Origin of the sequence: Sphingobacterium sp. DR205 (assembly GCF_011064245.1) — a bacterium.
Taxonomy (GTDB): domain Bacteria; phylum Bacteroidota; class Bacteroidia; order Sphingobacteriales; family Sphingobacteriaceae; genus Sphingobacterium; species Sphingobacterium athyrii.
Genome location: NZ_CP049333.1, coordinates 6,364,141 through 6,377,402, shown reverse-complemented (window position 1 = coordinate 6,377,402; position 13,262 = coordinate 6,364,141). Strand labels below are relative to the sequence as shown.

At 40.6% G+C, this 13,262-nt stretch carries 11 protein-coding genes; 4 read left to right on the top strand and 7 right to left on the bottom strand.

Features of this window, described 5'->3' with window-relative positions; all coding sequences use genetic code 11:
* The first annotated feature begins 234 nt into the window (after positions 1 to 234).
* Positions 235 to 1,326 (top strand): lactonase family protein, encoded by a 1,092-nt coding sequence (locus G6053_RS27190; RefSeq protein WP_165309167.1) that lies wholly within the window; start codon positions 235 to 237, stop codon positions 1,324 to 1,326.
* A 138-nt stretch (positions 1,327 to 1,464) separates the two neighbouring features.
* On the opposite strand, the gene mnhG is transcribed toward G6053_RS27190, so the two are convergent.
* From mnhG to G6053_RS27155, 7 genes are all read right to left on the bottom strand, one after another.
* Complete coding sequence (gene mnhG / locus G6053_RS27185) at positions 1,465 to 1,818, bottom strand: monovalent cation/H(+) antiporter subunit G (protein WP_223581928.1); 354 nt, start codon at positions 1,816 to 1,818, stop codon at positions 1,465 to 1,467.
* On the bottom strand, positions 1,808 to 2,083 hold the full coding sequence (locus G6053_RS27180; RefSeq protein ID WP_108634980.1) for a monovalent cation/H+ antiporter complex subunit F: 276 nt from the start codon (positions 2,081 to 2,083) through the stop codon (positions 1,808 to 1,810). The genes mnhG and G6053_RS27180 overlap by 11 nt, the downstream gene beginning before the upstream one ends.
* Entirely contained in the window at positions 2,080 to 2,538 is a 459-nt protein-coding gene (locus G6053_RS27175) for a Na+/H+ antiporter subunit E (protein ID WP_241254854.1), read from the bottom strand. Before G6053_RS27175 ends, G6053_RS27180 begins: the two co-directional genes overlap by 4 nt.
* Before the next feature lie 19 nt (positions 2,539 to 2,557).
* Positions 2,558 to 4,066, bottom strand: a complete 1,509-nt coding sequence (locus tag G6053_RS27170; protein ID WP_165309166.1) for a proton-conducting transporter membrane subunit — start codon at positions 4,064 to 4,066, stop codon at positions 2,558 to 2,560.
* Positions 4,063 to 4,419, bottom strand: a complete 357-nt coding sequence (locus tag G6053_RS27165; protein ID WP_104383872.1) for a Na+/H+ antiporter subunit C — start codon at positions 4,417 to 4,419, stop codon at positions 4,063 to 4,065. The genes G6053_RS27170 and G6053_RS27165 overlap by 4 nt, the downstream gene beginning before the upstream one ends.
* Entirely contained in the window at positions 4,419 to 4,838 is a 420-nt protein-coding gene (locus tag G6053_RS27160; RefSeq protein ID WP_104383873.1) for a Na+/H+ antiporter subunit B, read from the bottom strand. The genes G6053_RS27165 and G6053_RS27160 overlap by 1 nt, the downstream gene beginning before the upstream one ends.
* Positions 4,839 to 4,958: 120 nt before the next feature.
* The gene (locus tag G6053_RS27155) at positions 4,959 to 7,268 is read right to left on the bottom strand and encodes a putative monovalent cation/H+ antiporter subunit A (RefSeq protein ID WP_165309165.1); all 2,310 of its coding nucleotides are present in this window, start codon (positions 7,266 to 7,268) and stop codon (positions 4,959 to 4,961) included.
* A gap of 416 nt (positions 7,269 to 7,684) precedes the next feature.
* Between G6053_RS27155 and G6053_RS27150 the strand changes: the two genes are divergently transcribed.
* From G6053_RS27150 to G6053_RS27140, 3 genes are all read left to right on the top strand, one after another.
* The gene (locus G6053_RS27150; protein ID WP_108634984.1) at positions 7,685 to 8,206 is read left to right on the top strand and encodes an RNA polymerase sigma-70 factor; all 522 of its coding nucleotides are present in this window, start codon (positions 7,685 to 7,687) and stop codon (positions 8,204 to 8,206) included.
* 52 nt (positions 8,207 to 8,258) lie between these two features.
* Positions 8,259 to 9,410 (top strand): FecR family protein, encoded by a 1,152-nt coding sequence (locus G6053_RS27145; RefSeq protein WP_108634985.1) that lies wholly within the window; start codon positions 8,259 to 8,261, stop codon positions 9,408 to 9,410.
* Positions 9,411 to 9,644: 234 nt separating this feature from the next.
* Positions 9,645 to 13,250 (top strand): SusC/RagA family TonB-linked outer membrane protein, encoded by a 3,606-nt coding sequence (locus tag G6053_RS27140; protein WP_241254853.1) that lies wholly within the window; start codon positions 9,645 to 9,647, stop codon positions 13,248 to 13,250.
* Positions 13,251 to 13,262 lie beyond the last annotated feature (12 nt).

The following is a 13,262-nucleotide window of genomic DNA, read 5'->3' as shown; positions in this document are numbered from 1 at the left end:
CGTATTTTTATTTAACAATATTTTTATAATCCCAATATTTCAAATGGAGATTTTCGACTTGTTAAAATTGATTCGCTAAAAATACGGATTTGCCTATTAGAAAGGGCGGTTTTAACCTAATTTAACAAGTTTATCGACGCTAATGATAAGGTCGAAAAGTATCTTGATTTTTTGCTTCATAGAGCGAACAACGGCGAAATTTTGGTATTTTATTTTTTAATAGATTGTATACATATGAAAAAAGCTTTTATTTATCTGATGACACTTTTACCGCTGGCAAGTTTTGCACAACAGATTCCAATGTTTGTTGGAACCTATACGAACAAAACAGAAAGCAAAGGTATCTATATCTATAATTTCGATACAAAGACCGGTGAGGCTGCCTTAGTCAGCACACAGGAAAGTAAGGATCCGTCCTTTCTGGCACGGAATAACAATTTTATCTACGCGGTCAACGAACTTCCAAACCAAGAGGGCACGATTTCCGCCTATTCATTTAAGGATGGACAATTAACTTTCTTAAATTCACTCCCTACAGGTGGAGAATCACCTTGCTTTGTTGAAGTTCATCCGAAAGGGAATCTGCTCGCTGTTGCAAACTACACCGGTGGATCGGCAGCTCTATTTGATCTCGAGTCAAATGGTGTCTTAAGTAAAAGAAGCCGGCTGGTGCAACATGAAGGGAAAGGTGTTGATCCTGTCCGCCAGGAGAAGCCACACGTCCATTCTACTTTTTTTTCAAGCAAAGGCGACCGCTTATATGTGCAGGATCTGGGATTGGATCAAATCTCGGTATTTCCGGTTAACAAGACTGGGCATGCCTATGGCCTTGCCGAAGCATCAGAAGATTTTTTTACTCCGGCAGGTGGAGGACCGCGTCATATTGTTTTCGATAAAAAGGAAAAATTCCTTTATGCGATATTGGAAATGACCGGACAGATTGCATCTTATAAAAAAGAAGGCAATGATTGGATGTATCAGAGTACCTACGAAATCAACCCCGAGGGATTTAAAGGTCAGAACGGTGGCGCAGATATCAAGATTTCTGCTGATGGGAAATTTATATATGCGACCAACCGCGGTGATGCAAACACAATAGCGACCTTTTCCGTGGAAAAAGACGGGGGATTAAAAAAACTATCCAATACTTCAGTAAAAGGAAAGGGACCGCGGAATTTTAATCTTTCTCCCGATGGAAAATACCTGCTGGTGGCTAATCAGTATACCAATAATATTGTTTTGTTCAGTCGTGATCCCAAGACCGGATTATTGACTGACACGGGTAAGGAAATTAAAGTTCCGGCTCCGGTCTGTATTATTTTTTAGTTTTTCAAGCGGAAGTCAAGGAACAAGATCTATTGAAATCTAACAGACACAATTAAGGGACCAAAATTTTGATCCCTTAATTATGTCGAAGGTATTTTGTTGATGGTTCCGTTTAGCCAAATAATGAAACAGCAAAGTCTAAAAATCTTCTTTTCTGCAATCCAGCTGTCCTTCTTTTTCCAAATCGTTTAAGGTTGTTCCTTTCCAGGTTTTTACACGTTGTATATAGGCAGCCCGTCCGATCATATGAGCGGCAACTGGTGCGGTCAAAATGAGAAAAAATCCAATTGCTATCGCTTTGGTCGTTACGGACACATCCGGGAATGTCATTGCGGCACAGATTAACAAAAGACCAACGCCTAGGGTTGCTGCTTTTACGGTCACTGAAAGCCGTAAATAGAAATCCGGCATCCGTAATATGCCAATTGAAGCGAACAATATGGCCAATGCGCCTATCGTGCTTAAAATTGCTAACGTAATATCAGTCATCATGGTTTTGTTTTTCTAAATAAAATGAAAAGGCTATAGTTCCTAAAAATGCGATCAGGGCCAAGATCATGGCAATATCTAAAAATACTTCCTGCGAAGTCCGTATACTATAGACTGTAATAATTCCAATTCCAATTGTGATAATGAGATCCAGGGCGATGACCCGGTCAAAGATCTGCGGACCTTTGTACAGTCGGATAAACGCAAGTATAACCGATAGCGTTAATATCGGCAGGATAACATAATCGAAGTAAGTAGCTAAAGTCATCGTAAGAGTTCTAAAAGTCTTCGTTCAACATTGTTTTTTAGCGTGGAGACAAATTGCTCCTTGCTCTTCATGTACATCACATGGATAAAAAGTGTTTTCTTATCCTCGCTTACATCCAGAATAAGTGTCCCCGGTGTGAGGGAAATAAAAGTCGAAAGCAAATTGATCTCCAGATCTGTTTTGGCATCCATCGGATACTTGACGATGGCTGGTTTAATAAAAAATTTGGGCGTAATCACATCATAAGCGACCTGAACGTTGGCGACGATCATCTCCCATAGGAAGAAGAGAATAAAACTAACCGTTTTAGGGACACGATAGAAATAACGTTGATCGGCCTCATTCTTATTCATGATCCAAAGAATGGCAAAGCCAAGTAAAAAACCGAACAGGAAATTTGAATAATACATTGATCCCGTTAGTGCCACCCAGATAAAGGAGAGCATGAGATTCATTAAAAACTGTTTTATCATATTAATTCTGTCCTCCCAATACAGCATTTATATAAGGTGAAGTATCCAATAGTTGCGTAGCGATCTGATCCGCGACATGTATAATGGCTTCTGCATTAAATCCGATATATAGTGATGCTGAGGCCAATATAATGACGGGCAGGAGCAGCATGGTTTTTCGATAGCCGATCATTTTGACAAATTTGTCTTCGATGATCTCTGGCTGTGGGGCATCCTTCCAAAAGACCTGAGCCCACATTTTGGCAATTACATAGAGCGTAATAAAACTACCGATGATCAGCGCCCCCGCGAATGCATATTTCTCCAATTGAAAGGCATCTTTAAAAAGATAAATTTTGGGCCAAAATCCGGATAATGGGGGGATACCGACCAAGGAAAACAGCACAATTGCAAAGAGCAAAGAAATTTTGGGGTATTGAGCATATAGCCCGCCCAGCTTGTTCATGTCCATCGTACCCCGGAGTTGCCGAATGACACCCGCCATTAAGAACAAGTTGGTTTTTACCATAATATCGTGAATTAGATAAAAAATAGCACCTAGCAAAGCCCATTTGCTATACAAACCTAAACCACCGATCATAAAACCGATATGGCAGACAATCAGATAGGAAAATAATCTGCGGATATTTGTCTTGATCAAAGCGCCAAAAGCACCGGTTAAAATCGTGAGTATGGCCAATATGACCAACAATTCTTTGGTGAAATGGTTTGGGATAAACAATAAAGAAAATACCCTGAACAAGGCATAAATTCCCACTTTGGTCAACAGGCCACCGAAAGTTGCGGCGACAGCAGAAGGGGGCGTATGATAGGAGGATGGGAGCCAAAAATAAAGTGGAAAAACAGCCGATTTGATCCCAAAACCAATAAGGAAAAAAGTAGCCGTAATTTCGACGAGCGCCTGATTTTGTATTTTGGGTATGCGCAGTGCCAGGTCAGCCATATTAAGGGATCCGGAGATGCCATACAAAATTCCGATTCCTGTCAGGAAGAATGTGGAAGCCAATATATTCATGGCCATGTATTTGACCGCACCTTCCAATTGTGATTTACGGCCGCCGAGTGTCATCAGCACAAATGATGAAATGATGATGACTTCAAACCAAACGTAGAGATTAAAAATATCTCCAGTCAAAAATGCCCCATTTAAGCCCATCATCAGGAAATGAAAAATAGGGAAATAGCCATATAAAATACGTTGTCTTCCGACACCCACACAGGAAAAAATAGAAACGGCAAGTCCTGCAATTGAGGTGAGTACGACCAAGGTGCTACTAAAAAGATCCGCAACAAAGACGATTCCAAAAGGAGCCTTCCAATTGGCGGCATTCATGGTCAGGATTTCGCCGTCATAAACCTTGAAAAAAAGTTTAAATGCAAGAATAAGTGCCAAAAGGCTTCCACCTACACTCAGGAAACGCTGTGCAGTAGATTTTCGCCAGAGTATCAGCTGGACAATAGCAATAAAAAGGTGCACGATAACCGTGGCAATAATCTGGTTGTCTATCATATATCTTCTTCCTCAGGCGTGTTCAAATCATCCAAATCATCCGTGCCCAGTAAAGCGTAAACACGTTTAAGTAATACGATCGCAAACGAAGTCAGTCCAAAACTGATCACGATTGCTGTTAAAATAAGGGCTTGCGGAATCGGATCCGCATAAATATCCGTAAATACCTTTAAGTCGGGGTCAATTATGGGCGGTTTGCCCTTGATGATATTGCCCAGCAAAAAGATCAATATATTGGTACCATTACCCAATAACATAATCCCCAATAGTAATTTTACCATGCTGCGTCGCAAGATGAGGTATATTCCGGCGGCATATAGGATACCGATCAATAAAACGAGAATCAGTTCCATTATTCCTCTTCTGTATTTAAAGCAATTGTAAATAAAATAGTTAATACGACACCGATGACCACAAAGTATACACCGAGATCAAAAAACAAGGCAGTTCCGATCATGCCGATGACGGGAATCTTTTCTTCCAACCACAGTCCGGTCATGACGGGGTAACCAAAAAAAGTGGGTAAAAACATGCTCACCGCAGCGATTCCCAAACCGATGGGAATTAGCGACAAAGGTTTATATTGAATGAGCTTCATGGTGTTTTCAGGGCCAAAAGCAAAACTATGCAGTACAAAAGCAATGGATGCTACCAGGCCCCCGACAAACCCTCCGCCGGGGTAATAATGCCCCCGGAGCAATAGGAATACCGAAAATAATAAAAGTATCGGTAAGAGATACCGCGTTGCGGTCTGTAATATCGTGCTATTCATTTATTCTAGTATTTAGATATTAGTAATAAGTATTGAAATTCTGGTGATACAAACCGATGGATTCTCATAGATAGTCCCTAGTCTCTAATCATCATTACTTCGCTAACTTATCATAAAATATTACTCTTTATCAGATGATTTTAAACGTAATTTCAATAAACTGTAGACTCCCAGTGCTGCAATACTCAACACAACGATTTCAAACATGGTATCGAAGCCTCTAAAGTCCACCAACAGTACATTGACAACATTTTTTCCTTTGGCCAGTACATAGGCATAATCGCCATAAAAGTCACTGATATTGGTCGTTGTCGGTTCATGTAAGACACGTAAGGCGACCATGGAAAGCAAGATGCCAAATATGATGGCGACCACTGCGTCCCGAATGACGGTCCGACGGTTGGCCAGATTTAAAAAAGAAGGTAATTTAAATAATACCAATACGAAAAGAACCACTGTTAAAGTGTCAATCGTAAATTGCGTCATCGCCAGGTCCGGTGCACTATAAAAGACAAAAATCAAACATATCGCGTAGCCCACGACACTGGTTGCCACAACTGCGGTCAACCTTGATGAGGTTCTGATCGTCAGTACAATAGCGCCGACTAAGATACATACCGTTGTCACCTCATAAAAACTCACCGGAGACAAGGTGTCCCATTTGATATGTAATGGCCCGCCCAGGTAGAGCTGATAGCCAATCAGTAGCTCTGCGAATAGAATGATCTTCAATAGATAGGAGCGCAGGTAACCGTTGTGCATCTTTGCGGTAAAAAAGGCCGAAAATAATTCAATTTCCCGGGCGAATGCATTGAGAATAGATGCTGGAGAGATTTTTTCAAAAGCAGTAATCCAGGCCAGTTTCTTGTGGCTAGGCGTGTTGGAAATAAATACAAGCGTTCCGAACACGATGGTGATGGCACTCAGTAAAAGTATGAGGTTAAAGCCATGCCATATTTTTAGGTGGAATATTTCCTGTTGCGCAAGGATACTGTTTGCCGTTGGACCAGTAATCCAGTTGCCAACGAAACCAGGAAAGCAGCCAAAGATCACGCCCAGTATTGCCAGCAGCAACGGTGGGATCCACATAGATTTATAAGGTAAATGGATATGGTCAAACTGCTCAGGTAATTTGCCCATAAAGGGTTTGATTCCAGCCATAAATCCAGCTGATACCAGCAGTATGTTTGTTGCTACGGCCGCTATTGTCAAGTAAAGGAATAAACTAGGGGTAGCATGTAAAGTAGCCTCATAGATCAGGTCCTTTCCAATAAATCCAAGGGTCAAGGGTACGCCTGCACTGGAGAGAGCCGCAAGGAAGCCCGCAATGGCAACAGGCATCAGCACTTTGCGCAAGCCCCTTAGAACCGTGAGGTCTCTTGTCCCGGTTTCGTGATCTATAATACCCGTAATTAGGAACAGCGCAGCTTTGTATAGGGCGTGAACGAGGATGAAGACACTGGCCGCGATGACTGCTTCCTTAGATCCAAGACCCAGTAAGAAAACCAAGATCCCCAGTGCGGATATCGTCGAATAGGCCAATACGCCCTTAAGATCCGTTCTGAAAAGCGAGTGGAATGCCGCGTAGAGCATGGTAATACCACCGATAATCATCAGCGAATACATCCAGATTGGGTTTCCGCCCAAGATTGGTGAAAAGCGGGCCAGCAAATATATTCCTGCTTTCACCATGGTAGCAGAGTGCAGGTATGCGGATACGGGTGTAGGCGCTTTCATTGCACCCGGCAACCAAAAATGGAAGGGAAACTGTGCCGATTTTGTGATGGCACCGAGCGCAATCAACCCAAAAATAAGCGGGAAAAGCGGATGCTGTTGAATCAAGGTGGCTTTGTTGAAAAGTTCGGTGATATTATATGTGCCGGCGATATTGCCCGTTAATACAAAACCGGCGAGTAGAAAGAAACCGCCAAGACCTGTAATGGATAGTGCGGTGATGGCACTTTTTCTAGAATCCTCCTGATCGTTGTTGAAGCCGATCAGAAAAAACGAACTAATGGACGTTAATTCCCAAAAGATGAAGAGCAAGAGCATATTGTCCGAAAGCACCAGACCCAACATGGCGGACATAAACAAACAGAGGTAGCCAAAAAATCGATCAATATACTGATGTCCTTTAAGATAGGAATTCGCGTAAAAGAATATACACGCTCCGATCCCTGTAATCAACAGGGTGAAAAGTAGCGAAAGTCCATCTAATTTAAAATCCAGGTTGATGCCTAGCGATGGTACCCACGCTGTGGATTGGATAAAATGAGATCCCTGGCCGATGGGTACCACAAATTTTGTAAAATACAGAAATAAGAGTACCGGTAAGAATGCGAGAATAAAACCCCATTTGGTTTTTAGGAATCGACCAAATGGAACAATAAGGCTCGATGTTATTAATCCTGATAGAACAGTAAATAGCATTTAGTCTTTGTTTTAATTTTTACTGGAGTATTTATTTTTCAATAAGAACCTTCGAAATTTTATTGCTGTTGATACTTATCTGGCTATGAAGGTTTTTTATGAAAGTCTACAATATAATAAAAAAAGGCGAAAAATTGGAATTTTTGTGATGTTTCGCTTAGTATAAAGGCAAAAAAAGGCGGTTTTGTTTTGTTGGTAAGAAAAATGATTCAGGGGTGAAAAACAAGCGCGGAGGTGAACATCGTATTTATGTTATCTTCTCGATGTGCAGTGTTTTTTTGTAATATTTGCAATATATGTAATAAACATGTTAATAATTGTTAAAGTAAGATTAAAATTCTATCTTTACGTTAGACTAGTTTGTCGATCTCCATTAATCGCGACTGATCAATTGTTTGTTATACCCGTTTTATCTTATGGGACCTGAAGAAAAGTTATTTAGACAGCATTATAAAAGTTTGTGTCACTTTGCATGGAAATTCGTGGGGGAGTCTTCCGTTGCGGAAGATTTGGTGCAGGAAGCTTTTATTGCATTTTTTAAGGAAAAGCAGCGCATGGATGAATCCGAGAATTTTGTTCGCAATTATTTATACACTGCTGTTCGGTTTTCCTGTTTAAAATATATCCGGCACGAGAAGGTAAAGGAGAAATACTGGTCACAGGTCGGTTTTACGGAAGAGGATGAACACTCTGTTGAATTATCCATGATCCATACGGAGGTTATCAATGAAGTTTATCGCATTATTCAAGAAATGCCGGCTGCCTGTCAGCAAATTTTCAAAATGGGATATTTAGAGGGGTTGTCTAATTTAGAGATTACAGAAAGGCTTCAGATCAGTGTGAATACCGTTAAAACTCAAAAACAGCGCGGTATGAAAATGCTGTTGGACAAGCTACATCCAGAATTTTTGCCCTTTGTTATTTTTTTGTTAAAATAATTTTAAATTCTTGTCACCCCATATTAATCTATAGGGTTTCTAACCTATAGATATGAAAGCTAACTCCAATTACATAGCCAAATTAATCCAGAAATTTCTTCGTGGACAGGAAACTGCTGCGGAACGCGATTCAATTGAGCACTGGCGGAAATCTGATCAAAGGAATGACGATCTAATTAAGGAATTTCGGGATGCAAAAAATATTGAGCAGGACCTGAATTTTTTTGCAGATCTTGACGAAGGAGAGGCTTGGCGAAGAGTAGGTGCTGTTAGGTCTGTTAAAAAGATAAATTATTGGCCATTTATCCGTATTGCAGCTATTTTTGTTTTGCTGTTTGGGGCGGCGCTAGTTTACCTGCGTGATCGGGAGGTCAGCGATCCGAGCAAAGTAGTGACCAATACAACCGTAAAAAAGGATATTCTGCCCGCCCAGCCCGGAGCTTTACTGCTGCTGGCAGATGGGTCAGTAGTGCCATTGGAAAGTTCGGTAAGAAACTTAGACCCAAAAGTTATTATGGCCGAGACTAAAAGCGGGACTGCTGCTGTAGCAGCACCACTGACAAAATCGGCAATTGAATACAATACATTAGTCGTTCCTAAAGGGCATTTCTATAAATTAAATCTGGAGGATGGTACCCAAGTTTGGGTCAACGCAAATTCGCAACTTAAATTTCCTGAAAAATTCGATAAGAATGAGCGCCGGGTAATTTTGGATGGTGAAGCCTATTTTGAGGTTTCACATGATGCTGAGCGACCATTTTATGTCGAGTCCAAGGGGAATGAAGTAAAAGTACTGGGAACACATTTTAATATCAATGCCTATGGTCATAATGTTCGTACCACATTATCTTCGGGCAGAGTTCAAGTAAGTCATTCTGGACATGTGATTGTCCTGGAGCCGGGAGAATACGCGAATCTCGTAGGAGAACAGCTTCGGAAAGGAAAAGCCGATTTGGAGCACGACCTATCTTGGCATAATAATCAGTTTTATTTTAAGAAAGAAACCATTGTTGAGATAACCTCTACATTGTCTAAATGGTACGATATCCAAGTGAAATTTAAGAAAGATGTGGCATTAGATAAAGTGTATACAGGTAATTTTAAGCGTGATGTTAAGCTGTCAGAGGTATTGGAAATGCTGACCTATGTCTGTGACCTGAAATTTGAGCTTCAAGGAAAAGAATTAATAGTAGAAAACAAATAGGAGGAGTACTTATGTAAGAGAAATAATACCTAACCTAAGAGCCTTTACATAAAAATAGAACAGGAATGTTGCAGCATCCCTGTCCAGAAATGATTAAAAAAGGCCTAAAAATTTAAAAAGCGAATTAAGTAAACCCAATTAACCACAAAGAGTAAATGTATGAATAACTTACCATTTGGCAAAACGTGGCGACTGATACCTCATGACCCGCGGTTTAGCAAACCTTTACGTATTATGAAAATTAGTACCTGCCTTCTTTTCGCCTTTGTGACCGGAGTTCAAGCCAATGGCATTGCGCAGAAAGTTACGTTGAAAATGAAAAATGCACGGATTGAAGAAGCACTGAATGCGATCTCCAAGCAGTCCAATCTGCAGTTATTTTATGGGGAAAATATTGATTCCAAAGCGAGGATCAATGTCAATCTGAAAGAGGCTTCCGTTGCTGATGCATTAAATGCCGTTTTGAAAAATAATAATATTGAGTATAAGATTATTGCCAATACGATTTCTGTCAACGGGAAAACGGAAGGTAGTAGGTCAAGTAATATTGTGCAGCAAGGAGTTTCTGGTACAGTAAAAGATAAAGATGGAAATGCGCTGGCCGGGGCAACAGTGACTGTCAAAGGAACCGCTATTACTACGCAGACTGCTCGTGATGGAAGTTTTAGAATAAATGCTGGAGCAGATGCAACGCTGGTAGTCCGCTATGTTGGCTATGGAGCTGTCGAAGTAGGTGTTAAAGGAAGAAATGTAGTCAATATAATATTGTCGTCAGATGAGCGGCAGATTGAAGAGGTTGTTGTGACTGGTATGGGGCAACGTCTAGATAAAAGGTTATTTACCGGTGCTACTTCACAGATTTCAGGTGAAGCAGCGCAAATCGGCGGACAGATAGATCCCAGTCGTGGCTTGGAGGGACGAGTCGCTGGGGTTTCGGTTCAGAACGTTACCGGAACCTTCGGTACGGCACCCAAGATTCGCGTGCGCGGGGCGACCTCTATTTATGGTAGTTCAAAGCCTTTGTGGGTTGTTGATGGAGTTATTATAGAGGATGTTGCCGACGTAAATTCAGATGAGTTGTCATCTGGTGATGCATTAACCCTAATTAGTTCAGCTGTTGCTGGATTGAATGCGCATGATATCGAATCTTTTCAAATATTAAAAGACGGTTCAGCAACGTCAATTTATGGCGCTCGTGCTATGGCTGGTGTAATTGTCATTACAACTAAAAAAGGAGTGGCGGGGCGAAGTTCCCTTAATTACACCGGTGAATATACGACACGTGCTACCCCTCGATACTCAGAATTCAATATCATGAATTCGCAAGAGCAAATGTCCGTTTACGATGATATGTATAATAAAGGCTATATTGGATTTGCCGATCTGCCTGTCGCAAACAACAGTGGTGTTTATGGTGACTTATATAAGCGTATTCAAAGCGGGGAAATTCCTAATGATCTATTTACGGATAGACATAACGTCAATAATTTTTTGAAAGAAGCTGAATATCGGAATACCGATTGGTTTGGGGAGTTATTCCAACCTAGTCTTCAACATAATCATGCTCTCAGCATGTCATCGGGAACAGAGAAATCCCAATATTATTCTTCTTTAAGTGCATTAGTCGATCCGGGATGGACAAAACGGAGTAAAGTAAACCGCTATACGGGTAATCTGAATGCAAACTACAATATTTCTGACAAGCTTAAATTAAACATTATTACAAACGGTTCTTATCGGCAGCAACAAGCTCCCGGTACATTAGGACAGTCGAAGGATGTTGTCTTTGGGCAGGTAAAACGTGATTTTGATATCAATCCTTATGCTTATGCAATGAATACCTCGCGAACCTTGGATCCCAATACATTCTACACTCGAAATTATGCTGCATTTAATATCCTACATGAGTTGGAGAACAATTACATGGATATAAATGTCGCTGATTTACGTTTTCAGGGAGACTTGAAATGGAAAGTGATTCCTGGGTTAGAAGTAGGTGCGTTTGGGTCTGTTCGTTACCAGTCGACAACACAGCATCATTACGTTAAAGATCGGTCAAATCAAGCAATGGCTTATCGGGCAGGTATTTCTGAGCCAGACAATACGACGATTCGTGATAAGAATCCATTTTTATATACCGATCCGGATGATCCCTATGCACGGCCTATTTCTGTGTTGCCTGAGGGGGGAATCTATAATCGAACAGATTACACCATGTTTGAACAGCTCTTCCGTTTTACAGCGCAATACAATAAGACTTTTAAAGAGAACCATCTTCTTAATGTATTTGCAGGATCGGAGCTTACATCATCTCAAAGAGATAACACTTGGTTTAGAGGTTGGGGAATCCAATATGACTTAGGAGAAAGCCCTTTTACAGATTATCGGGTATTTAAACGGGGTCAAGAAGAAAATTCGCCTTATTTCTCGGCGAATCGAAATGGAAAAAACGACCCGACAAATACGCGTTACAAACAGGCCGCTTTTTTTACGAATGTTACCTATTCCTATGCAGGGAAATATATATTGAATGGTACCTTTAGATATGAGGGCGCAAATAAATTAGGGGAAGCAACCTCTGCGAGATGGATGCCGAGCTGGAACCTTTCGGGCGCATGGAATGCGCATGAGGAAAACTTCTTTGAAAACTTGAGGCCAGCTTTTTCACATTTTACTTTAAAAGGTTCTTATAGTTTAACAGGTGATCGAGGACCATCAACTGTCACTAATTCGTATGCTGTTTATCGTTCATACACTCCGTGGAGACCAACAGCAGGAGATGCTGAATCTGGATTAGAAATAGCAGATTTGGCTAACAATGGGTTGACTTATGAGAAAAAGCACGAATTGAATATCGGAACATCCATGGGATTTTTAGATAACCGGGTTAATGTCGAATTTGACTGGTTCAAACGTGATAATTTTGATTTGATCGGTATTATCAATACCCAAGGGTTAGGAGGACAGATTTCAAAATTTGGTAATGTGGCTGATATGAAATCACACGGGGCTGAGTTGAGCCTAACTGGCCATATCTTTCGTGATCAAGCATTTAAATGGATATCAAATTTTACTTATTCAAATGTGAAAACAAAGGTAACCCGTTTAGACACTAGAACTCAAGTGATGGATCTTATAACAGGTACTGGATTTGCGCTAGAAGGAGGCCCCGTTCGTGGACTCTATTCTATCCCATTCGTAAGATTGAATGATGAAGGATTACCGGTTTTTTTAAATACAAATAATCAGGAAACTGTTACTGATTTAAATTTTCAAGAACGGGATAAAATAGGCTTTCTAAAATATGAGGGCCCTACAGATCCTATTCATTCAGGTGGTTTTGGAAATACATTTAGTTATAAGAATTTTAGTTTAAATGTATTTATGACTTATTCATTTGGTAATGTTGTGCGCCTTAATCCAGTATTTTCCAACGAATATTCAGATTTGACGGCATCAACCAAGGAGTTTGCAGACCGTTGGATGGTAGCGGGAGATGAAGCCTTCACGAATATACCTATTATCGCTACTACTGGACAGAACAGGGCATACGCTAATGATTTGAAGTATGCCTATAGTGCATATAATTATTCATCAGTTCGTACAGCGAAAGGTGATTTTATTCGTATGAAAGATGTTTCATTAAGCTACCAATTCCCGAAGGATTTGGTGAAAGCGTGGAATATAAACTCTTTAGGATTACGCTTTAATGCAACCAATTTATTCTTGATTTATGCGGATAAAAAGTTGAATGGACAGGATCCAGAGTTTGTCAATGCTGGAGGTGTCGCTGCTCCTATAGCGAGACAATATACATTGACTTTACGTTTAGGACTGTAATCGAAATTTTAA

Excerpts from the sequence above, each read along its gene's own strand:
- G6053_RS27180 (WP_108634980.1), bottom strand. The coding sequence starts at position 2,083 with ATGACTTTAGCTACTTACTTCGATTATGTTATCCTGCCGATATTAACG.
- G6053_RS27145 (WP_108634985.1), top strand. The coding sequence starts at position 8,259 with ATGAAAGCTAACTCCAATTACATAGCCAAATTAATCCAGAAATTTCTT.
- G6053_RS27175 (WP_241254854.1), bottom strand. The coding sequence starts at position 2,538 with ATGAATCTCATGCTCTCCTTTATCTGGGTGGCACTAACGGGATCAATG.
- G6053_RS27170 (WP_165309166.1), bottom strand. The coding sequence starts at position 4,066 with ATGATAGACAACCAGATTATTGCCACGGTTATCGTGCACCTTTTTATT.
- G6053_RS27155 (WP_165309165.1), bottom strand. The coding sequence starts at position 7,268 with ATGCTATTTACTGTTCTATCAGGATTAATAACATCGAGCCTTATTGTT.
- G6053_RS27165 (WP_104383872.1), bottom strand. The coding sequence starts at position 4,419 with ATGGAACTGATTCTCGTTTTATTGATCGGTATCCTATATGCCGCCGGA.
- mnhG (WP_223581928.1), bottom strand. The coding sequence starts at position 1,818 with ATGATGACTGATATTACGTTAGCAATTTTAAGCACGATAGGCGCATTG.
- G6053_RS27150 (WP_108634984.1), top strand. The coding sequence starts at position 7,685 with ATGGGACCTGAAGAAAAGTTATTTAGACAGCATTATAAAAGTTTGTGT.
- G6053_RS27160 (WP_104383873.1), bottom strand. The coding sequence starts at position 4,838 with ATGAATAGCACGATATTACAGACCGCAACGCGGTATCTCTTACCGATA.
- G6053_RS27190 (WP_165309167.1), top strand. The coding sequence starts at position 235 with ATGAAAAAAGCTTTTATTTATCTGATGACACTTTTACCGCTGGCAAGT.
- G6053_RS27140 (WP_241254853.1), top strand. The coding sequence starts at position 9,645 with ATGAAAATTAGTACCTGCCTTCTTTTCGCCTTTGTGACCGGAGTTCAA.